General features: G+C 71.0%; 19 protein-coding genes and 1 tRNA gene. 15 read left to right on the forward strand and 5 right to left on the reverse strand.

Annotated features, from left to right (window positions below):
• Nucleotides 1-50: 50 nt before the first annotated feature.
• The gene (locus tag WFJ36_RS03270) at nt 51-2885 is read right to left on the reverse strand and encodes an FAD-binding and (Fe-S)-binding domain-containing protein (protein ID WP_336642631.1); all 2835 of its coding nucleotides are present in this window, start codon (nt 2883-2885) and stop codon (nt 51-53) included.
• Nucleotides 2886-2959: 74 nt separating this feature from the next.
• Between WFJ36_RS03270 and WFJ36_RS03275 the strand changes: the two genes are divergently transcribed.
• A complete protein-coding gene (locus tag WFJ36_RS03275) occupies nt 2960-3622 on the forward strand; it encodes a GntR family transcriptional regulator (protein ID WP_071328468.1) in 663 nt (220 codons plus the stop codon).
• 2 nt (nt 3623-3624) lie between these two features.
• Here the strand turns inward: WFJ36_RS03275 and WFJ36_RS03280 are convergent, their stop codons facing one another.
• Nucleotides 3625-4575: a hypothetical protein gene (locus tag WFJ36_RS03280; RefSeq protein ID WP_071328469.1), complete on the reverse strand. Its 951-nt coding sequence runs from the start codon at nt 4573-4575 to the stop codon at nt 3625-3627.
• Nucleotides 4576-4658: 83 nt separating this feature from the next.
• Between WFJ36_RS03280 and WFJ36_RS03285 the strand changes: the two genes are divergently transcribed.
• The 3 genes from WFJ36_RS03285 to serA all read left to right on the forward strand — a co-directional run bounded on the left by WFJ36_RS03285 (nt 4659) and on the right by serA (nt 7197).
• Nucleotides 4659-5129: a hypothetical protein gene (locus tag WFJ36_RS03285; RefSeq protein ID WP_071328470.1), complete on the forward strand. Its 471-nt coding sequence runs from the start codon at nt 4659-4661 to the stop codon at nt 5127-5129.
• Complete coding sequence (locus tag WFJ36_RS03290; RefSeq protein ID WP_292790937.1) at nt 5126-5461, forward strand: hypothetical protein; 336 nt, start codon at nt 5126-5128, stop codon at nt 5459-5461. The genes WFJ36_RS03285 and WFJ36_RS03290 overlap by 4 nt, the downstream gene beginning before the upstream one ends.
• A gap of 131 nt (nt 5462-5592) precedes the next feature.
• Nucleotides 5593-7197, forward strand: a complete 1605-nt coding sequence (serA, locus tag WFJ36_RS03295; RefSeq protein ID WP_071328472.1) for a phosphoglycerate dehydrogenase — start codon at nt 5593-5595, stop codon at nt 7195-7197.
• Nucleotides 7198-7269: 72 nt separating this feature from the next.
• Here the strand turns inward: serA and WFJ36_RS03300 are convergent, their stop codons facing one another.
• Nucleotides 7270-7812, reverse strand: coding sequence for a TetR/AcrR family transcriptional regulator (locus tag WFJ36_RS03300; RefSeq protein ID WP_336642632.1), 543 nt, complete (start codon nt 7810-7812; stop codon nt 7270-7272).
• Between the two features lie 96 nt (nt 7813-7908).
• On the opposite strand from WFJ36_RS03300, the gene WFJ36_RS03305 reads away from it, so the two are divergent.
• The 10 genes from WFJ36_RS03305 (at nt 7909) to WFJ36_RS03350 (ending at nt 18533) form a co-directional block, all read left to right on the forward strand.
• Nucleotides 7909-9444 (forward strand): MFS transporter, encoded by a 1536-nt coding sequence (locus tag WFJ36_RS03305; RefSeq protein WP_071328474.1) that lies wholly within the window; start codon nt 7909-7911, stop codon nt 9442-9444.
• An 82-nt stretch (nt 9445-9526) separates the two neighbouring features.
• Nucleotides 9527-10570 (forward strand): 3-isopropylmalate dehydrogenase, encoded by a 1044-nt coding sequence (locus tag WFJ36_RS03310; protein ID WP_336642633.1) that lies wholly within the window; start codon nt 9527-9529, stop codon nt 10568-10570.
• Between the two features lie 62 nt (nt 10571-10632).
• Nucleotides 10633-11733, forward strand: a complete 1101-nt coding sequence (locus WFJ36_RS03315) for a branched-chain amino acid aminotransferase (RefSeq protein ID WP_062634807.1) — start codon at nt 10633-10635, stop codon at nt 11731-11733.
• Between the two features lie 190 nt (nt 11734-11923).
• Nucleotides 11924-12904 carry a hypothetical protein gene (locus tag WFJ36_RS03320; protein ID WP_336642634.1) on the forward strand — a complete coding sequence of 327 codons (981 nt, stop codon included), beginning with the start codon at nt 11924-11926 and terminating at the stop codon, nt 12902-12904.
• Between the two features lie 115 nt (nt 12905-13019).
• Nucleotides 13020-13799 carry a fumarylacetoacetate hydrolase family protein gene (locus WFJ36_RS03325; RefSeq protein WP_336642635.1) on the forward strand — a complete coding sequence of 260 codons (780 nt, stop codon included), beginning with the start codon at nt 13020-13022 and terminating at the stop codon, nt 13797-13799.
• Nucleotides 13796-15055, forward strand: a complete 1260-nt coding sequence (locus tag WFJ36_RS03330; RefSeq protein WP_071328479.1) for an MFS transporter — start codon at nt 13796-13798, stop codon at nt 15053-15055. Before WFJ36_RS03325 ends, WFJ36_RS03330 begins: the two co-directional genes overlap by 4 nt.
• The gene (locus tag WFJ36_RS03335) at nt 15052-15816 is read left to right on the forward strand and encodes a class I SAM-dependent methyltransferase (protein ID WP_292790966.1); all 765 of its coding nucleotides are present in this window, start codon (nt 15052-15054) and stop codon (nt 15814-15816) included. The genes WFJ36_RS03330 and WFJ36_RS03335 overlap by 4 nt, the downstream gene beginning before the upstream one ends.
• Before the next feature lie 29 nt (nt 15817-15845).
• A complete protein-coding gene (gene gltX, locus WFJ36_RS03340; RefSeq protein ID WP_025103292.1) occupies nt 15846-17351 on the forward strand; it encodes a glutamate--tRNA ligase in 1506 nt (501 codons plus the stop codon).
• Between the two features lie 100 nt (nt 17352-17451).
• A tRNA-Gln gene (locus tag WFJ36_RS03345) sits at nt 17452-17526 on the forward strand.
• Nucleotides 17527-17648: 122 nt separating this feature from the next.
• The gene (locus WFJ36_RS03350) at nt 17649-18533 is read left to right on the forward strand and encodes a hypothetical protein (protein WP_336642636.1); all 885 of its coding nucleotides are present in this window, start codon (nt 17649-17651) and stop codon (nt 18531-18533) included.
• Between the two features lie 40 nt (nt 18534-18573).
• Here the strand turns inward: WFJ36_RS03350 and WFJ36_RS03355 are convergent, their stop codons facing one another.
• Both WFJ36_RS03355 and WFJ36_RS03360 read right to left on the reverse strand, forming a co-directional pair.
• A complete protein-coding gene (locus tag WFJ36_RS03355) occupies nt 18574-19425 on the reverse strand; it encodes a class II glutamine amidotransferase (RefSeq protein ID WP_336642637.1) in 852 nt (283 codons plus the stop codon).
• Nucleotides 19426-19514: 89 nt separating this feature from the next.
• Nucleotides 19515-20306 (reverse strand): hypothetical protein, encoded by a 792-nt coding sequence (locus WFJ36_RS03360; protein WP_336642638.1) that lies wholly within the window; start codon nt 20304-20306, stop codon nt 19515-19517.
• Between WFJ36_RS03360 and WFJ36_RS03365 the strand changes: the two genes are divergently transcribed.
• Nucleotides 20265-21668, forward strand: coding sequence for an MFS transporter (locus WFJ36_RS03365; RefSeq protein ID WP_442927809.1), 1404 nt, complete (start codon nt 20265-20267; stop codon nt 21666-21668). The two genes, WFJ36_RS03360 and WFJ36_RS03365, sit on opposite strands and share 42 nt — an antisense overlap.
• Nucleotides 21669-21675: the final 7 nt, after the last annotated feature.

A 21675-nucleotide genomic window follows, 5' to 3' on the forward strand; every position in this document is an offset into this window, starting at 1 on the left:
TCCGCAGAAGGGCCCCCGTCGGTGATCCGACGGGGGCCTTCGTCGCTGAGCTAGGGGCGCGTGCGCTCCTCGAGAACCTCGATCACGTGGCGGTACGGGCGGCCGGTGGCGCGGGTCATGCCGATCTCGCACGTGCGGTTGGCCGACACGAAGGCGTCGAAGCCGCCGCGGGCCGCATCGGCCGCGGAGACCTCGGCCGATTCCTGCGCCGTCGCGCTCGCGGTGAGCTCGGGGTGCAGCATGCCGCGGTCGCCGGCGAACGCGCAGCAGCCCCAGCCATCGGGCACGAAGACCTCGTCGGCGACGGCGGCAGCGATCGCCGTCAGTGCCCCGGTCGCGCCGAGTGCGGTCGTCGAGCAGGTCGGGTGCACGGCGATCGAGGGGAGCTTCGCATCGACGGAGAGGCGCGGCAGCACCTCCCGCGCGACGAACGTGGTGGCGTCCTCGATGCGCAGTCCCGCGTACTCCGGGTGCGCGGCGACGGCCTGGGTGAGCATCACGTCGAGGCCCTCGGTGCAGGAGGCCGCATCGCAGACGACCGGGAGCTCCCCGTGGCGGCTGGCGTCCCAGAGCGAGGCCAGCACCCGGTCGGACATGAGGCGATAGCCGTCGAGGTGTCCCTTGGACTTCCATGGCGTCCCGCAGCAGAGCCCGCCGTTCTCCTCCGGGACCACGACGGGGATCCCGGCGCGGTCAAGCAGCGCGCGCAGGGCGTCGCGGGAGCCGGGCCCCTCGTCCTCCGGGCCGAACATCGTGCCGATGCAGGCGCCGAAGAAGACGGCCTGGGCATCGGGTGGCGAGACCGGCTGGGGCGGCGCGGTTCCGCCGCGGGGGAGGCCGCCGTCGTAGAGGGGCACGGTGTCGGCGCCGAGCACCGCCCGTCCGATCCGCGTCGCGCCGCGCACGAGCGGGACGGGGAGGGCGTCGGCCACCGTGAGGGCGACGCCCCCGGCGCGCGTGACGGTGCTCCAGTGCTTCGCCGCGGTTCCCCACGCGGCCCCCTCCACGGCGTTCTCCTGCTCGGCGCGGAGTCGGCGGACGAGGTCGCCGGTGTTGATGTCCACCGGACACGCGACGCCGCACATGCCGTCGACCGCGCAGGTCTGCACGCCGTCATAGTCGTAGTCCGCGCGCAGGTCGCGCAGCAGCGCCGTGTCGCCCTGCTCCTCGGCCCAGGCCATGTCCCGGCGCAGCACGATGCGCTGCCGCGGTGTGAGCGTGATGCTCTTGCTCGGGCACGTGGGCTCGCAGTAGCCGCACTCGACGCAGCGGTCCACCTCGCGCTCGACCGTGGGCACGCGCTTCAGGTCCTGCAGATACGAGTCCGGGTCGTCGGAGAGCACGACGCCGGGGTTGAGGATGCCGTCCGGATCGAACAGCCGCTTGATCTCCCACATCATGTCGGTGAGCTCGTCGCCGTACTGCCGCCGGACGAACGGTGCCATGATGCGGCCGGTGCCGTGCTCGGCCTTGAGGGATCCCTCCTGCGCGAGGACGAGCTCGACGAGGTCATCCGTGAAGCGGCGGTACCGCGCCACGCTGTCGGGGTCGTCGAAACGCTCGTTCAGCAGGAAATGGACGTTGCCGTCCTTCGCGTGCCCGAAGATGACGGACCCCTCGTAGCCGTGTTCCGCGAACAGCTCGATCAGGCGTTCGCAGGTGGCCAGCAGTCGGGGGACGGGGACGACGATGTCTTCGAGGAGGGCGGTCGTGCCGGACGGCCGCGCTCCGGCGACCGCCGTGTAGAGGCCCTTGCGGACGTGCCACAGCGCGGCGCGCTCTCCCGCGTCCGTGGTCAGTCGCGGGGCGACGGCGAGAGGAAGGGCGTCGAAGTGTGCCTGGGCGGTGGCGCTCGCGACGGTGAGGCTCTCGTCGTCGGCGGCGTGCACCTCGACGAGGAGGGCGGCGTGGCCCTGGACGTCGATCTCCGAGATCGCGGCGGGGACGTCGCTCAGACCCTGGGCGACGCGCAGTGAGGCGGCGTCCAGGAGCTCGATCGTCGCGAGTCCCAGCTCGGTGAGAGAGGGGAGCGCGGCCATCGCCGCCGACAGCGTCTCGAAGACGAGCAGACCGGTGGCGATCGCGGGGCGCACCTCGATGGTGCGGAAACGGGCCTCCGCGACGAAGCCGAGGGTCCCTTCCGATCCGATGAGGAGGTGTTCGAGGATCCGCACCGGGTCGTCGAAGTCGAGCAGGGCGTTCAGTCCGTAGCCCATGGTGTTCTTCATCGAGAACTGCTGTCGGAGGAAGGTGACGTTCTCGGGCGCGGCGAGCAGCCGCTCCCGGAGCGACGACAGTCCCGCGAAGAGCGCGGGTTCCGCGGCGCGGAGCACCTCCGCGGCATCCGCGCGTCCGGTGTCCAGGACGGTGCCGCTGGGCAGCACGACGACCATCGAGGTGATCGTCTGATACGAGTTCTCCGTGATGCCGCAGGCCATACCGCTGGAGTTGTTCGCGACGACGCCGCCGATCGTGCAGGCGATCTCGCTGGCCGGATCGGGTCCGAGCTTGCGGCGGTACCGGGCCAGTCGCGTGTTCACCTGCCGGACGGTGGCCCCGGGGCCGACCCGGACCGCGGCGCCGTCGTCCTCGACGTGGATGTCGCGGAAGTGGCTGCGCGTGTCGACGAGGATGTCGCCGCTGATGCCCTGTCCGGAGAGGCTGGTGCCGCCGGAGCGGAACGTGAGCGTTCGTCCGGCCGCGCGGACCGCCGAGAACGCGCGGGCGACGCCCTCCGCGTCCGCGGGCGACAGCACCGCGTCCGGGACGAGCAGGTAGTGCGAGGCGTCGTGGGCGCGGGCGAACCGGTCGATGGATCGGGCGTGGACCTGCGTCTCGGTCCCCAGCAGCGCGGGGTCGAGGGGGTGGTCGAGGGTGGTGGGCACGGTGCTCCTCTGCTCCGCTCGAAGATTGTCTGACAAGTGTACTGAACGACGGCCGCCTCACTAGACTGTTCCGCATGACCTCGATCGCGGAGCGCCCCCTCGGCGTGGTCGGCGTGGTCGACGCCGTGACCGGACAGCTGCGCAGCCGGATCCTCTCCGGCGAGATCCGCTCGGGGGAGCCGTTGACCGAGGCGGCCGTCTCCCAGGCCTACGGCGTCGCCCGACCCAGCGCCAAAGCGGCCATCGAGCAGCTCGTGGCCAGCGGGCTGCTCGTGCGGACGGCGCACCGCACGGCGCGCGTGGTCGGCATCGAGGCGGAGACCGTCCGCGACGTCTACCGCACGCGGATCCGGCTGGAGAGCGCGGCGCTGCGCGAGTTGGCGGAGAGCGCCGCCGTCCCGGCGGCCGCCGTAGCGGCGAACGCCGAGCTGCAGGCGATGGCACCGGGCCCCGATCCCGCGACGGTCGATCCCGACCTCCGTTTCCACACGGCGCTCATCGACGGGTTGGGCAGCGAGCGCACCAGTCGCATGTACCGGAGCGTGCTGGACGAGGTGCGGCTGTGCATGGCGCAGGTGCAGGGACGGCGTCTCCTCGACGCGGAACTCATCGCCGCGCAGCACGCGGAGATGCTCGAGGCCGTCGCCGCCGGGGACGCGGAGCGCGCGGCCGCGGTGCTGCGTGCACACCTCGCCTCGGCGGAGGACCGTCTCGTCGAGGCCCTGAGCGCCTCCTGACGTCAGCCTTCGTTTGCGGGCGCGTCCTGGATCTCGATGGGTGCGTCCGTCGTGTCGGCCCAGACCGGAGCGGGCAGAGGGGTATCGACCTGGCCGGCCTGGATCGCGCGGAGGGCTTCGGTGATCTCGTCGGCGTTCTCGGGCACCGCCAGGCCGCAGGTGCGCAGCTCGGACGCGAACTGCAGGGTGAGCCGGATCTTCCCCGCCTCGATGGCCTCGGAGGTGGTGCCGGTGCGGATCTCGCTGCCGGTCTGGATCGCGGGCACCTCGTCGCAGACGTGATAGACCTTGCCGCCGTCGACCCACACGACCTCGTCCGCTCCGAGGAGCTGGATCACAGCGGACTGGTCCGCGGTGTACTGCTCGACGGACGGCGGGGCGAAGCTCGTCCCGATGACCGCCGCGAGGACGGCCAGGACGATGCCGACGATGCCGGCGGTCGCCTTCTGTCCCTTGTCCATGTCCTTGTTCAGGAAGATGAGGATGACCAGGGGGAGGAAGGCGACGACCGCGATGATCGCGCCGAGCTGGTTCTGGACGAAGAACCGCGTCTTGTCCGCGCGTCGCGCCGGGTCGAGGGTGTTGGCCTTCTTCCACAGGATCGAGCCGATGATCGACAGCGCGGCGATCACGACCAGCAGGACGAGCAGGGCGATGAACGCCCACTGCGGGAACTGCGCCGTCGCTCCCTGCTCTTCCAGGAGACCGGTGTCCGGATCGCGGAGCAGCGTGCCGCCCTCGTCGACGAACTCGCGCTGGCGCAGGAGCCAGAAGATGCCGACGGCCTCGCCCGCGATCGCGAGCGCCCAGAGGACCGCGGCGATGATGCGGAAGCGCGTCGCGGAGGCCTTGGCCTCCGGGGTCGGCGTCCAGCCCGCGGGCGGTTCGCCGGTCGTGGCGCCGGTCGTGGGACGACGCGGCGCGGCGGAAGACGTCTGCTCGTTCTCGGCCATGGTTGTCCTTTCCCCCGAAAGTGCCCGGCGACCTCACCGAGGCATCCCCGAGCCTAGTGGCCGCGGTGTCCTACGCTGGAGAGATGACATCCGATTCGGACGACGCCCTGAGCTGGGAGGGCGACGACAGCGCGGAGCGACGCCCCCGGGACGCCGCACGGCGCTCCACGCCCGCTCCGGAACCGACGCCGGTCGAGGCCGTCGCGCCTGCGGCGCCCGCACCCGCGTCGGTGGACGAGACGACCGCGGCGCCCTCTGGTCTCAGCAACGCGATGCTGGTCCTCGTCGGGGTCGTCGGGGGCGTCTACCTGCTCTACACCCTGGGGTGGATCGCGGGCGGTCTCCGGCTGCAGCCGCTCGCCTCGTTCCTCGTCGCCGATTTCATGTTCCTGCCCTGGTTCGTGCTGGCCATCGCCGCCCCCGCGCTGTGGTTCCTCGCGACATGGGTGCTGACGCGGGGCCGGGCCTCCTGGATCCGTGCCGCCGTGCTCCTGGCGGGCGTCGTGCTGCTCGTGCCGTGGCCGTTCGTGACCGTGGGGGTGATCGGCTCATGACCGCTCCGAAGTCACCGTCCGCCGTGGCGACCGGCTCGCCGCGCTGGCTCGTGTGGACCGTCATCGCCCTCGCCGGCCTCTTCTACGCCTACGCGGTGTGGAACGCGGTCGCGCACCTCATCACCATGGCCCAGACCGGCCTCACCGGCACCGGATGGGCGACGCTCCTGTTCGGCGTGGTGTTCCCCGTCATCGTGTTCGGGTTCGCCTACGCGATCGGCCGGCGGCGGCGGGTGGGTGAGCTCGCCCTGACGTTCATCGCCGGACTCGGGATCGTCGCGGTGTTCTGGATGAGCCTGCTCGCGCTGAGTCTGACGCTGCCCAGCGCCTGAGCAGGATCCGTCACGCCGTCACACGGCACGGAGCGGTCCCGGTGCTCGGGTAGAGTTGTCGCGATCGCGCCCCCGACGGTGTGCGGCGCATCGGCCCCTCCCGCCTGTCGCGCTGCCCCGAAGGATCCACTGTGCCGAAGCCTGTCGTGCTCATCGCCGAAGTACTCTCTCCCGCCACGATCGAGGCGCTCGGCCCCGACTTCGACGTCCGCCACGTCGACGGAACCGATCGCGAGGCGCTGTTCGCCGCCCTCGCGGACTCGGACGCGGTGCTCATCCGCTCCGCGACCCGCATCGACGAGGAGGCGCTGTCACACGCGCCGAAGCTCAAGGTCGTCGCGCGGGCCGGTGTCGGCCTCGACAACGTCGACATCAAGGCCGCGACCGCGGCCGGCGTCATGGTCGTCAACGCCCCTACGTCGAACATCGTCTCCGCCGCCGAGCTCACGGTCGGCCACATCCTCAGCCTCGCCCGCCGGATCCCGGCCGCGCACGCCTCGCTGTCCGCCGGCCAGTGGAAGCGCAGCTCCTTCACCGGTGCCGAGCTCTTCGAGAAGACCGTCGGCATCGTCGGACTGGGCCGGATCGGCGCTCTCGTCGCCGCTCGCCTCGCCGCCTTCGACATGCGCGTCGTCGCGTACGACCCCTACGTCACCTCGGCGCGCGCCCAACAGCTCGGCGTGCAGCTCCTCTCGCTCGACGAGCTCGTCGCCGAGGCCGACTTCCTCACGATCCACATGCCCAAGACCCCGGAGACGACGGGCATGATCGGCGCCGAGCAGTTCGCCGCGATGAAGCCGACCGCCTTCGTCGTCAACGTCGCCCGCGGCGGGCTCATCGACGAGGAGGCGCTGCACGAGGCGCTCGTCGCCGGCGAGATCGCCGGGGCCGGCCTGGACGTCTTCACCTCGGAGCCCCCGGCCGAGGGTGGCAGCGCCCGCGCGCTCCTCGATCTCCCGAACGTCGTCGTGACTCCGCACCTCGGTGCGAGCACGGAAGAGGCGCAGGAGAAGGCCGGCGTCTCGGTCGCGCGCTCGGTGCGGCTCGCGCTCGGCGGCGACCTCGTCCCGGATGCCGTCAACGTCGCGGGCGGCGTCATCGACCCGTACGTGCGTCCCGGCATCTCGCTCGTGGAGAAGCTCGGCCAGATCTTCGCCGCGCTGGCCACGTCGCCGCTCACGAGCCTCGACGTCGAGGTGCACGGCGAGCTCAACGACTACGACGTGAGCGTGCTCAAGCTCGCCGCCCTCAAGGGGGTCTTCACGAACATCGTGAGCGAGACCGTGTCGTACGTGAACGCGCCCCTCCTGGCGGAGCAGCGCGGCATCGCGGTGCGCCTGCTCAAGGACGATGTGAGCGAGGAGTACCGGAACGTCATCACCCTCACGGGGGCGCTGTCCGACGGATCGCAGCTCTCGGTGTCGGGCACGCTGACCGGACCGAAGCAGGCCGAGAAGCTCGTCGGCATCAACGATCACGCCCTGGAGCTGCCGATCGAGAAGCACCACGTCGTGATGCTCTACACCGACCGCCCCGGCATCGTGGCCGTCTACGGGCAGAAGTTCGGCGAGGCCGGGATCAACATCGCCGGCATGCAGATCTCGCGGCTCGCGGCGGGCGACCAGGCGCTCAGCGTGCTGACGCTCGACTCGCCCGTGTCCGAGGAGCTGCTGGACGACGTGCGGGGCGCCATCGACGCCGATCTCTTCCGTCAGATCGAGATCACCGAGGTCTGACACCGCAGAGCAGGGAGAAGGGCGGGAGCGCAAGGCTCCCGCCCTTCTCCGTATCTGCGGCCTCATCCGGCGTCAGGCGGTGGCGCGCAGCACGAGGGCGATGAGATCCGCGAGCTCTTCGCTGCGCGGGACCAGGCGCTCCGGACCGTGCACGTCGAGCGAGTTGTTGAAGTAGAGGCCGTCGCTCACGAGCATCACGAGGTCGAGGCTGGCGGTGTCGCGGACGTGTGGGCGGATCGTCTCCGCCCAGCGGCGCCGGGTCTCGCGGAGCATGTCGGACGCGGCGGTCGAGCCGCCCTGGGCCAGCCGGGTCGTGGCGATGAGCGCCCGATCGAGGGCGTCGTCCTCCATCACCGAGGTCCGGACGTAGTACGCGACGGGACCTTCGTCGGCGGTGCGCATGCGCTCCAGATCGAGGGTGGTCAGATGGTCGAGACGCTCCAGGAGCCCGGCCTCCAGATCGTCCTTGGAGCGGAAGTGGTACAGCAGGCCGCCCTTCGACACCCCGGCGGCCTTCGCCGTGGCCTCGAGCGTCGCGGCGCGTTCGCCCTCGTCGATCAGGATCGCCTCGAAGGCGTCGAGGACCTTCTCACGGGCGAGGGGAGGGCGGGGCATCGGTCATCCTCTGAACGGGATCGGGAGGGCGGCATCTGTTACTATACCAGCCGGACGGTTTAGTAACGAGCGGTCCGCAGGAAGGAAAGGTGTTCCATGACCCGTACTGCGTCGATCCCGACGACAGAGACGGAAGCTCCCCGCGTCGGGGCTCGGGGGTGGGCGGCGCTCGTCGTCCTCATGCTCCCGGTGCTGCTGGTGTCGGTGGACAACACGGTGCTGAGCTTCGCGCTGCCCGAGATCTCGATCTCGCTCGCGCCGAGCGGGGCCGAGCAGCTCTGGATCATCGACGTCTATCCGCTCGTGCTCGCCGGACTCCTGGTGACCATGGGGACGCTCGGCGACCGTTTTGGGCGTCGCCGCCTGCTCCTCATCGGGGCCACCGGGTTCGCCGTGGTCTCCGCGCTGGCCGCCTTCGCGCCGACCGCGGGCCTGCTGATCGCCGCCCGCGCCCTGCTCGGCTTCTTCGGCGCCATGCTGATGCCGTCGACGCTCTCGCTGCTGCGGTCGATCTTCCAGAACCGCGACCAGCGCCGCATGGCCATCGCGGTCTGGGCATCCGCGTTCTCTGCCGGATCCGCGCTCGGCCCCATCGTCGGCGGCTTCCTCCTCGAGCACTTCGCGTGGGGCTCGGTGTTCCTCATCGCCGTGCCGGTGCTCATCCCGCTGCTCATCGCCGCACCGCTGCTCGTGCCGGAGAGCCGTGACCCGAACCCCGGCCGCATCGACCCGCTCAGCATCGCCCTCTCGATGGCCGCGATGATCCCGGTCGTCTACGCGATCAAGTCCTTCGCGGTCGACGGTCCGTCGCTCTACGCCGGGGGATGGGCGCTGCTCGGTCTCGTGATGGGGACGCTGTTCGTGCGCCGTCAGCTCCGCGCCGACACCCCGATGCTCGACATGGCGCTGTTCCGCCGTGGCTCGTTCTCGGGCGCGATCCTGGTGAACCTGCTCAGCGTCGTGGCCCTCGTCGGGTTCCTGTATTTCGTGTCGCAACACCTCCAGCTCGTGCTGGGGCTCTCGCCGATGGTCGCGGGCCTCGCTCTCGTGCCGGGGATGGCGGCGATGATCGTCGCCGGACTCACGGTGGTGCCGATCTCGCGGCGGGTGCCGCCGCACGTGCTCATCCCGGCGGCGCTGGTGTTCTCGGTCGCGGGCTACCTCATCGTCGCGTTCACGACGCACGAGCACGGCGTGGCTCCGCTGATCCTCGCCTTCGCCGTCCTCGGCATCGGCATCGGCGCGGCCGAGACCATCTCGAACGAGCTCATCCTGTCCAGCGCCCCCGCGGCGAAGGCCGGTGCCGCCAGTGCGGTGTCCGAGACGGCGTACGAGCTCGGTGCCGTGCTGGGGACCGCGATCCTGGGCGGCATCATCACCGCGTTCTACCGCGGCGCGCTGGTGCTGCCCGAGGGGCTTCCGGCGGGCGTGGCCCGCGCTGCGCAGGAGACGCTGGCGGGCGCCTACACCGCCGCCCACGAGCTCCCGGCCGCGCTCGGCGACGCCCTGTGGCAGGCGGCGGCCGACGCGTTCGGCTCGGGAGTCACGGTCACCTCGCTCATCGGGGCGGGCCTCGTCGTCGTCGCCGCGGTCATCGCGGCCGTCACACTGCGCAAGGCACCCACGCACTGACCACTACGCTGGGGGGACCGGCCCGTTCGACCCGCGGTCGCGCCGCGGTCGGTCCACCCCCGTGCAGTGCGCAAGGAGTCTCATGTCGCGTGTCGTGAAGCTGGCCGTCATCCCGGGTGACGGCATCGGTCCCGAGGTCATCGCCGAGGCGGAGAAGGTGCTCGACGCCGTCACCGCCGACAGCGACGTGACGTTCGACAAGACCCGCTTCTCGCTCGGTGCCGACCGGTACCTCGAGACCGGCGACACGCTCACCGACGACGACCTCGCCGCGATCGCCGCACACGACGCGATCCTCCTCGGCGCGGTCGGTGGCACGCCGGGCGACCCGCGGCTGAAGGACGCGAACATCGAGCGCGGACTGCTGCTGAAGCTCCGGTTCACCCTCGACCACTACGTAAACCTGCGCCCCTCGAAGCTCTTCACCGGAGCTCCTGGTCCGCTGTCGGACCCGGGGGAGATCGACTTCGTCGTCGTCCGCGAAGGGACGGAGGGTCCCTACGTCGGCAACGGCGGGGCGATCCGTAGGGGGACGCCGCACGAGGTGGCGAACGAGACCTCCGTGAACACCGCCTTCGGCGTCGAGCGGGTCGTCCGCTACGCGTTCGCGCTTGCCGAGCGCCGCCGTCAGAAGCTCACGCTCGTGCACAAGACCAACGTGCTCGTGCACGCCGGTGCGATCTGGCAGCGCATCGTGAACGAGGTCGCTACCGAGCACCCCGACGTCGCCGTCGACTACCTGCACGTCGACGCCGCCACCATTTTCCTCGTCACCGATCCCTCGCGCTTCGACGTGATCGTGACGGACAATCTCTTCGGTGACATCCTCACCGACCTCGCCGGCGCCGTCACGGGCGGCATCGGCCTCGCCGCCTCGGGGAACATCAACCCCGATGGCGCCTTCCCGTCGATGTTCGAGCCCGTGCACGGCTCGGCTCCGGACATCGCGGGTCAGCAGAAGGCCGACCCGACCGCCGCGATCCTCTCCATCGCGCTGCTGCTCGACCACCTCGGCCTGACGGTCGAGTCGGCGCGTGTGAGCGCCGCGGTCGAGGCGGACATCGCCGCTCGCAGCGGTGCCCGCACCACCGCGGAGATCGGCTCCGCGATCACTGCCCGTCTCTGAACGGCGGGCGTAGGCTGACAGGGCGCGAGGATGCGCCCACCCCACGAGGATTGGATGACGACATGACGACGATCGACGCTGAGACGAGCGTGGCTCCCCTGGAGTTCGCCGTGACGAAGAACCTGAACGCGGCCTCGCCGGCACGCGTCGCCGAAGTGCTGGAGAACCCCGGGTTCGGGGTCGTCTTCACCGACCACATGGTCGACATCTGCTGGTCGGCCAAGGGCGGCTGGCACCGTCCGCGCGTGCAGCCCTACGGCCCGATCCCGCTCGACCCCGCGGCATCCGTGCTGCACTACGCGCAGGAGATCTTCGAAGGCATCAAGGCCTACCGGCACGCGGACGGTTCGATCCACACCTTCCGTCCCGACCGCAACGCCGCGCGCCTGCAGGCGAGCGCCCGCCGCCTGGCGCTGCCGGAGCTGCCGACGGAGTACTTCATCCAGTCGCTGCGCGAGCTCATCGCCGTCGACGGCCGCTGGGTGCCCTCCGGCGCCGACCAGAGCCTCTACCTGCGGCCGTTCATGTTCGCCAAGGAGGCCTTCCTCGGCGTGCGCGCGGCGCAGAAGGTCGCCTACTACGTGATCGCGAGCCCCGCCGGTGCGTACTTCACCGGAGGTGTGAAGCCCGTGCGGATCTGGCTCTCCGAAGATTACGCCCGCGCGGGTCGCGGTGGCACCGGCAAGGCGAAGACGGGCGGCAACTACGCCTCCAGCCTCCTGCCGCAGGCCGAGGCCAGCGCGAAGGGCTGCGACCAGGTCGTGTTCCTCAACGAGAACCGCGATGTCGAGGAGCTCGGCGGCATGAACGTCGTGTTCGTCTTCAAGGACGGTCGCGTCGTCACGCCCGAGTCGGACAGCATCCTCGAGGGCATCACGCGCGACTCGCTGCTGCAGCTCGCCGAGGACCGCGGCTACACGGTCGAGAAGCGTCCGATCTCGATCGACGAGTGGCGTGAGGGCGTGGCCTCCGGTGACATCGTCGAGGTGTTCGCCTGTGGCACGGCCGCGGTCGTGACCCCGATCGGAGCGCTCGTGGGCGAGGGCTTCGACGAGCCGCAGCCGCTGGGCGAGCTGGCGCTGTCCCTCCGCGAAGAGCTCACCGACATCCAGTACGGGCGCCGCGAGGACAAGCACGGCTGGCTGCTCCGCCTCGACGCCTGATTCGATTCCCCGAGACCCCGTCCTCCCGCCGACACCCCGCCGTGTCGACGCGTGGAAGGCGGGGTCTCGGCGTGTACCCGGGGGCTCGCGCGCTGGGACGCTTCCTGCACAATGCGGGGGGAGTGGGGGAAGAGGGGTGGGGCGTGTGGAGAAGAGGGGAGGGAGGGAGAACGCGGGGGAGAGTGAGGGGATGTCGCGGCGCCTCTCGTTCTCCGAAGCCTGGGATCTCGTGCGGTCGCGGGAGGAGGTCCTCGACGCGGGGGTCACGGAGCGGGAGCTGGAGGGGGCGGTCGCGCACGGCAGGCTGCGACGCGTGCACCGCGGGGCGTACGTCGACGCGGAGGTCTGGGACCAGCTGTGGCCCGAGGGAAGGCAGCTCGTGCGGGTGTGCGCCGTCCGTCGGGCCAGCCCGGGCGGAGGTCCGGTGTTCTCGCACCTCTCCGCGGCAGCGCTCTGGGGGCTCCCGCTCGTGGTGCCGATCCGGGACGACGTGCACACCGCGATCCGCAGCCGTCGGCACACCAGAACCGAAGCCGGGGTCGTCCGACACCAGATGGCGCTCGACGAGGGGGACATCGTCCGGCGGCACGGGCTCCGGTGCACGTCGCTGGCCCGTACCGTGTTCGACCTCGCCCGGCTGCTGCGCCCGGAGGCCGTCGTCGCGGCCGGGGACGCGGCTCTGCGGATGGTCTCGATCGAGGGACACGAGGTCGACCACGATGAGGTCGACGCCTGGCGCGCCGAGGTCGACCGGCTGTGCGTGCCAGGGCTCCGGGGCGTGCGGCGCGCGCGATGGATCGGAGCCTTCGCGGATGGACGGGCGCAGCTCCCGGGCGAGAGCGTGAGCCGCCTCCAGCTCCACCGACTCGGCTTCCGGGACATCGATCTACAGGTTCCCCTCGTGGGCTCCGACGGTGCTCGGTATTTCGCCGACTTTGGGTTCCCGCGGTCGCGGACCTTCGGGGAGTTCGACGGGGAGGACAAGTACCGGGATGCGGAGCTGCGGACGACGTCCACGGCGGCCGATGCGGTGCTGGCGGAGAAGCACCGCGAGGACGAGATCCGCGGGGTCACGGGGTGGCGCGTGGTGCGCTGGGGCTCCGCGCACATCCGCACCCCCGAAGATCTCGGACGACGGCTCGCCGCGTTCGGCGTCCGTCCTCCCGGCTGAGGTCGGTCGAGCCCCCGGGCTCGCGTCGAGACCCCGCCTCACCTGCGCGCGCGAGGCGGGGTGTCGACGAGAAAGCGGGGTCTCGGGGGTGGGGCAGGGGATCTAGGGTGGAGGGATGAAGATCGCCCGGTTCAGCCACGACGACGCCATCATGTACGGGATCATCGACGACCGCGAGCTCGTGGTCCTGGCCGGGGACCCGATGTTCTCCGGGTACGAGACCACCGGCGCCCGCGTCCCGCTGACCGAGGTCACGCTGCTCGCGCCCGTGATCCCGCGCTCCAAGGTCGTGTGCGTGGGGAAGAACTACCACGACCACGCCGCCGAGATGGGAGGAGTGGCCCCCGAGGAGCCGCTGCTGTTCCTCAAGCCGAACACCGCCGTGATCGGCCCCGACGACGCGATCGTGCGCCCCGTCGCGCTCTCCGAGCGGACGGAGTACGAGGGCGAGCTCGTGGTCGTGATCGGGCGGATCGCCAAGAACGTGAAGGCGGAGAACGCTCTCGACCACGTGCTCGGCTACACCATCGGCAACGACGTCACGGCGCGCGACCTGCAGGCCAAGGACGGGCAGTGGTCGCGGGCGAAGGGCTTCGACACGTTCTGCCCGCTCGGCCCGGTGATCGAGACGGACTTCGACCCCGCACAGGCCACGATCGAGACGCGGGTGAACGGCGAGGTGCGTCAACAGGCGCCGCTCACCGACATGATCCACTCGGTCGCCGCGATCATCGAGTACGCCTCCGCGGTGTTCACGCTGCTTCCGGGCGACGTCATCATGACGGGGACTCCCGCCGGCGTGGGCACATTCGAGGCGGGCGACACGATCGAGGTCGAGATCTCCGGACTCGGCATCCTCCGCAACACCGCGCGCGACGCCGCTCCCGCATCATGACCGAGGTCGCCCTCACGGCGACGCAGCAGCAGGCGGTCCAGCGCCGCACCGTGCTCGTGCTGTCGCTGGGGCAGGTGCTCGGCGGCATCGCGTTCGGAGCCACCGTGTCGCTCGGTGCGCTGCTCGCCGCGGACATCTCCGGCAGCGACGCGCTCTCCGGGCTCGCGACGGCGTCGGTGACCTTGGGAGCCGCGGTCTGCGCGATCCCGCTCGCCCGGATGGCCGCGCGCCTCGGACGGCGTCGCGCTCTGACCCTCGGCAACCTCTTCGCCCTCATCGGCATCGCCGTGGTGATCCTCGCGGCGTCCGTGCGCGTCTTCCCGCTCCTGCTCGCCGGCATCCTGCTGATCGGTGCGGGGAACGCGGGCAACCTGCAGTCCCGGTTCGCGGCGACGGATCTCGCGGCGCCGCAGCATCGTGGGCGCGACCTCTCGATCGTCGTGTGGTCCACGACGATCGGCGGCGTGGCGGGGCCGCTGCTGCTCGGCCCGGGGGAGGTCGTCGGGCAGGCGATCGGCATGCCCCCGCAGACGGGTTCCTACGTCTTCTCGTTCGTCGCGCAGTGCGCGGCGCTCGTGCTCTACCTCGTCGCCCTCCGCCCGGATCCGCTGCTCGCCGCACAGAGACTCGCGCAGGCGGCGGCCGCCACGACGAGCGCCGCCGTGGCGGACCGCCCGCGGGTGGCCCGCTACGCGATCTTCGCGATCGCGGGCTCGCACGTGGTGATGGCGTCGGTCATGGCGATGACCCCCGTGCATCTGTCCCACATGGCGCACGGCGCCCACGGGGCGGCGGCGACTCCGGCCGACGTCTCGGCGCTCGTCGGCATCACCATCGCACTGCACGTCGGCGGCATGTACGCGCTCTCGCCGGTGTTCGGCGTGCTGGCCGACCGCTGGGGGCGGCTGCGCGTGGTGCTGCTCGGGCAGGCTCTGCTCGGCGGCGCCCTGGCCTTCGCCGTCTTCGCGGGCACCGCGGCGTGGGGCGTCATGGTGGCGCTCATCCTCCTCGGCCTGGGGTGGAGCGCCGCCACGGTCGCCGGCGCCGCCCTGCTTACCGAGGCGTCCGCACCCGACGTCCGCACGCGGCGACAGGGACGCAGCGACTCGCTGATGAGCCTGTCGGCCGCCGCCGGGTCGGTCCTCGCCGGCGTCGTGCTGGCGAACTTCCAGTACGCCGGGCTCGGCATCGCGGCCTCCGTGCTCGTCCTCGCGATCGTCGCGCTGTCGCCGCTCGCCCGGAGCAGCGCGCGGTGAAGGCCTGGGGCGGTGTCGGAGAGGCCTATGCCGCCTCGTACGCGGCCCTGTGCGCGGGGACTTTCGACGTTCTCGCCCCCGCCCTCGGACCGGCGGAGGGTCGCAGCCTCCTCGACGTCGGGGCGGGGGAGGGGGGCCTCGCGGCCCGCTTCGCCGGCCTGGGGTGGGACGTCACGGCCTGCGAGCCCGAGCCGACCATGCGCGCCGTCGCCCACCGGAGCCACCCGACGCTGCGCATCGTCGACGGCGGCCTGCCGACGCTGCCGTTCGCCGACCGTTCGGTCGACGTCGTCGTGGCGAACTTCGTGCTGAACCACGTCTCCTCCCCGCGGACCGCCGCCCGGGAGCTGGGTCGGATCGCACGGGAAGCGGTCGCCGCGACGACCTGGACCCGTTCCCCGTCGTGGTTCTGGAACGAGGTCGTCGAACGCGCGGGGCTGAAGCCGTCCGCGGGGGAGAGGCTTCCGGCCGAGGAGGACTTCGACCGCACGGCGGACGGCTTCGCGGCCATGCTCGTCGAGGCCGGACTCCCGGAGGTGACGGTCAGCGAGCACATCTGGACCTGGCCCGCCGACCCGGACGCCCTGTGGGTCTCGGTCGAGGGCGGCGTGGCCGGCGCCGGGGCTCAGTATGCCGGGCTCTCCTCCGCCGAGCGATCCCGGTTCCGCGTGGGGTTCGAGGAGACCGTCGCGGCGCATCGGGTGGGTGCGGTGCTCCCGCTGGAGCACCGCGCGGCCGTCGCGGTCTCGCGCCGGGGCTGACCGGCCCGCACCCGTAGAATCGAAGGGCTATGGCTACTCCGCATCCCCTCACCACGACCGCCAGCGGCGCCGACGTCCGCGTCCGCTTCTGCCCCTCCCCGACGGGGCTGCCGCACGTCGGCATGGTCCGCACGGCTCTGTACAACTGGGCGTACGCCCGTCACAACGGTGGGAAGATGGTGTTCCGCATCGAGGACACCGACGCCGCCCGCGACAGCGAGGAGAGCTTCCGCCAGCTCGTCGACGCGCTCACGTGGCTGAAGATCGACTGGGACGAGGGCGTCGAGGTCGGCGGCCCGCACGCCCCGTACCGCCAGTCGGAGCGGCACGACATCTACCGCGAGGTCATCGACAAGCTCCTCGCGACGGGCGCGCTCTACGAGAGCTACTCGACGGCCGAGGAGATCGACGCCCGCAACGAGGCCAACGGCCGCGCGAAGCAGCTCGGCTACGACAACTTCGACCGTGACCTCACCGATGAGCAGAAGGCCGCCTTCCGCGCCGAGGGTCGGCAGCCCGCCCTCCGCCTGCGGGTGCCGGACGAGGACCTCACGTACGTCGACCTCATCCGCGGCGAGGTCACCTTCCCCGCGGGCTCCTTCCCGGACTTCGTCGTCGTGCGCCCCAACGGTGTGCCGCTGTATACGTTCGTAAACCCCGTCGACGACGCGCTGATGGGCATCACCCACGTGCTCCGCGGCGAAGACCTCATGCCGTCCACCGCGCGCCAGCTCTCGCTCTACGCGGCGCTCATCGACGCGGGTGTGACGACGTTCGTGCCGCGGTTCGCCCACATGCCGCTCGTGCTGGGGGAGACCGGCAACAAGAAGCTCTCCAAGCGCGACCCGCAGGCCGATCTGTTCCTGCACCGGGAGCGCGGCTTCATCCACGAGGGCCTCCTGAACTACCTCGCGCTCCTCGGCTGGTCGATCGGCCCGGACCGCGACGTCTTCTCGCTCGACGAGTTCATCGCCGCGTTCGACATCGAGAACGTGAATCCCAACCCGGCCCGCTTCGACCAGAAGAAGGCCGAGTCGATCAACGGCGACCACATCCGCATGCTCGACGTGAAGGACTTCGCCGAGCGCACGGTGCCGTATCTCGCTGCGGCCGGCCTGTTCGACGAGCCGACCCACGAGCAGCTCGTCCTCGCGTTCCGTGCGGCTCCGCTGGTGCAGGAGCGCGTGCAGCTGCTGGGCGAGGTGCCGGGCATGCTCGGCTTCCTGTTCCGCGACGAGGTGTCGTATGACGCGGACGCGCTCAAGGGGCTGCCGGCCAACGCCGCCGAGGTGCTCGACGCCTGCGTCACCGCCCTGGAGCCGGTCACGGACTTCACCCCGGAGAAGATCCAGGAGGCGCTGTCGACGGCGCTCGTGGAGAACCTCGAGCTCAAGCCGCGCGTGGCCTACGGGCCGCCGCGTGTGGCCATCACCGGGCGCCGCGTCTCGCCGCCGCTGTTCGAGTCGATGGAGCTGCTGGGCAAGGACGAGTCGCTGCGCCGCCTGCGCGCGCTCTCGGCGTTCCTCGCGAACTGATCCGCGACGCGCCCGAGCGGCGACACGGCACCGGTGGTTTTGGTGATCGGTCGCCGCTCGGGTAAGCTTGATTCTCGGTGCGAGGCTCCGGTTTCGCCCTTGGGGTATGGTGTAATTGGCAACACGGCTGATTCTGGTTCAGTTGTTCTTGGTTCGAGTCCAGGTACCCCAGCCAGTCAGAGAAGGCCCGGATTCACGGCGAAGAGCCGCGATCCGGGCCTCTGTCGTTCCCGGGCAGGACGGGGCCCACGAGGCGTCCGTGACGCGGATGAGGTTGCCGTTCCGTAGGCTGGAGGCATGGGATTCCGCGAGACCGTCCGCCGCCTGAACGACGCGAACAGCGTGACGCACGGGGTGGTGACCACTGTCCTCACGGCCGGCCTCGCGGCGATCGAACCGCGCCGACTCACGACCGGACGCCGGGTGGCTTATCGGAGCGCCATCGCCGCGCTGACCGCGTGGACCGTGTGGGCGAGTCTCCGGCCCGCCGACGAGCCGGACCTCCTCGGTCCGATCGGCCGCGGGGCGGTGGCCACGGGCGCCGGCGGCACTGCGCTCGGACTCGCCGAAGCGGGCGAGGCTCTCGACGCGCGCCTCCACGACGGTCTCGTCCGCGCCGGCGCGCGGCGCCCGCGGTTGTGGCTCGTCGCAGGACAGGCTCTTCTGTCGCTCGGGTCCTGGTGGGTCGGCCGACAGGGCACGCGAGCCGATTCGGAGCGCACCGAGGATGCCGCGCCGGCGGATCACGTCGAGCTGACGGCGGAACTGCGTGCCCTCGCCGAACTCCTGCTGTCCGCAACGGATGATCACGGTGCTCCGGCGCTGCGTGCGCAGCTCGTCGACGCGCGGCTGGTGCGCGACGACCCTGAGGAGGCGTTCTGGCCCTGGCTGAGCCTGGAGACGCCGACCGAGGGGCCACGGGCCGTGCCGGGCACGGCGACCTTCCCAGTGCTCGGCCGGTACCGCACGCTCGACGACCGTTCGTTCGACGTGCGTCTGCGTGTCGAAGGCGGACGGATCGACGGCCTGCACATCGACGAGGGCGATGACTGGACGGACGAGCAACGGACGCGCTGGGATGAAGCGGACCTCGATCTGAGCGCTCTCGGGAGCTGGCCGACGGCGGACGCGCTCGAGCTCTTCATCGAGACCCCCGACGGGTATCGGTCGGCGGCGCAGTGAGGCTGTGCGCCGAGCCCGGTCGCCCTCGGCTGAGGAGCGCTCACGCGGCATCGAGGAAGGGCTCGTACCGGTAGCCCGTCTCGTCGAGGATCGACACCGTCGATTCGGGGACCTCGAGGAACGCGCCCGGCAGATCGTTCAGCGGCTCGGAGACGATCACGTGCGCATGCCGACCGAAGACGCGCAGACGATCCGCATCGGGGTACATCCCACGAAGCGTCTCGATGTCGGTGGAGTGGAAGAGGGAGCGGGAGCGCCCAGCCGTCGAGTACCGGAACGCCCAGACGGTGGTGCCGTCGGACACCGCGAAGGTTCCCTGGACCGGGAAGCGGATGCCATGCTCGCGCCCCACGCGCTCGGCCTCGCGGATGGCCGCCCGCATCCCCGCGATCGGATCGTCCTGGAGGCCGAGGGTCAGGGCGAGGTGGAACAGCACCTCGGAGTCGGTGGTGCCCTGGATCTCCGGGTAGAGGGAGGGGTCGACGGCGAGGATGAGGTCGCGTTTCACGGTCAGGAACTCCGCCACGCCGCCGTTGTGCATGAAGAGCCAGTTCGCGTGCCGGAACGGGTGGCAGTTGGTCTGCTGGACCGGCGGCCCGGCGGCAGCTCTCACATGGCTGAAGAACAGCGGGCTGCGGATCAAGCGGGAGATCTCGCGGAGGTTCAGATCGTTCCAGGCGGGCTCCATGCTCCGGAACAGTGCAGGCGTCGGAGGCTGCCCAGAGTCGTCACCGTTCGACACCGGATACCAGCCGAGGCCGAACCCATCCCCGTTCACGGTCTCCGCGCCGAGGGGCGAGTCCAGGGACTGCGCCACGAGGGAATGTCGCGCGTCGAGGATCACCTCCGACGGGTGCAGCGGTTCTCCCACGTACGCCAGCCACCGACACATGTCGACACCTCGTCCCCGACCCGATCAGGTCTGTGCCCGACGATACGCCCGCTCGCCCTCCCCGGCGACAGCTGCGGATGGGTGACCGGCTACTCGCACTCCCCGAGGAACCCGAGATAGCACACGGCCTCATGCGTGACGGCCGGCTCGGCATCGTCGTTGGAGACCTGGCGCGTCGCCGTCTCCGGCGTCCGGGTGAGGTGCCCGAAGTCGCCGAGGGAGGCCACGTACATCCCGTCCGCGTCCTCCGCGATCATCCGGTCGATCTCGGTACGGTGCTGCGCGCACAGGTCCGCGGAGGCCGGGACGAGGTCGACCCCGGCGCATGCTCCCGCGTACTCGGCCTCCATGAGCCCGATGCAGTCCGTCCAGTCCTGGTCCACCGCGCACGGGCTCACGCCGTCGTCGGCGACGAGGTACTTGCCGGTCTCGTACTCCTCGCTGTGGAAGGTCTCGGGCTTCTCCGGTACGTCGATCTTGGTCCAGTGGCGTGCGGTCGCGAAGGCGAACACCGTCACGATCGCGGCGATCAGGAGCAGCGCGCCCACGATGCCCAGCGTCACCCAGAGTCCGACCCGGCTCTTCCGCTCCGGGCTCTCCGCGGGCGTGGGGGTCCACGGGGCGGCGACCGGTGCCGGCGGGGGTGCCGCGGCGAATCCCGGCGCGGCGGCGACGGGGAGCTCGTGTCCTCCGAGCGGTGCCGCCGCCGGGGCGGTCGGCGCCGGCGCCGTGGTCGCGAGGAAGTAGTCGTACCAGGCCCGGCTCGCCTGCTCGTCCGCGGCGACCTGCTGCGCCTCGGCATCGGTGAGCACGAGGCCCCACGCGTCACGGGCCGGTGCATGGGGGAGGGCGGAGCGGAAGTCTTCGAACGACACGGGCATGTTCGCAGAATATCGGCTTCTTCCCCGCGACCCGGGCGGTCATCCGATGTCCGCGGCTCCTGGAACAATGACGAGGTGATCGGTATGAAGTCCTTCTGGAACGCGTTGCCCACCGAGGGACGCTGGCTGCTGTCGACCGTGGCGATCCAGACCCTCGGGCGGGGGATGACGCTGCCGTTCACGATCATCTACCTCCACGAGGTCCGCGGCTTCGACCTCGGGTTCTCCGGAGCGCTCATGAGCCTCATCGCGATCACGGGGCTCGTGGTCACGGGTCCCGGTGGCACGCTCATCGATCGCTTCGGCGCCCGGCGCGTGCTGATCGTGGGACTGCTGGCGATGATCGCGGGGTGCACGCTCCTCGCCTACGCCACGCATCCCGCCGTCGCGACCGTCGCGGTCGTGCTCATCGGGATCAACTTCGGGGTCTCCTGCCCCGGCTTCAACGCCCTCATCGCCTCGGTGGTCGACGGCGAGGTCCGTCAGCAGTACTTCGGCGTGAACTTCGCCCTCGTCAACCTCGGCATCGGCGTGGGAGGCATCATCGGCGGCTTCTTCGTCGACGTGACGGAGCCGTCGACCTTCACCACGATCTTCCTCATCGACGCGGCCACGAGCCTCATCCCGCTCGCTCTGCTCCTCGGCCCGCTCCGGCACGTGCGCACCCAGGCGGACCCGGACCCTGCGGTGACCACGGAGGGCGGTTACCGGGAGATCCTGCGGCGCCCCGCGGTGCTCTGGATGACGCTGCTGACCTTCTTCTCCGTCTTCATCGGCTACGGACAGATCGAGGCGGGCTTCCCCGCCTACGCCCGTCAGATCGCCCAGGTCTCGACCGCCGTTGTCGGCATCTCGTTCGCGGTGAACACGGCCGTCATCGTGCTGCTGCAGTTCGCCGTCCTCCGGCTCATCACCGGGCGCCGGCGCACCAGGGTCATGCAGGTCATGGCCCTCATCTGGGCCGTCTCCTGGGTCATGCTCGGCGCCGCGGGCCTGCTTCCCGACTCGGTCACGGCCGCGATCGCGGTGATCGCTTTCATGGGCGTGTTCGCGTTCGGCGAGACCATGATGCAGCCGACGATTCCGGCCATCTACAACGATCTCGCGACGGACCGCACCCGTGGGCGCTACAACGCCCTCAACTCCGCGGCCTTCCAGGGCGGGGCGATCCTCGGCCCGCTCGTCGCGGGGGTGCTCCTGGGGGTCGGCGTCAGTGGCTGGTTCATCGCGGTCATGGTGGCGGGCAGCCTCGCCGTCGGCGTGCTGGCGGTGGTGCTGGAGCGGGTGCTCCCGGCAGCGGCCAACGGCAGCAGCGCCGAGGTCCATCGAACGGACGAGGTCGAACGGACGCCGCCGGTCTAGGCTCCGG

The organism is Microbacterium sp. MMO-113 (assembly GCF_037148555.1).
In the GTDB taxonomy this organism is placed as follows: Bacteria; Actinomycetota; Actinomycetes; order Actinomycetales; family Microbacteriaceae; genus Microbacterium.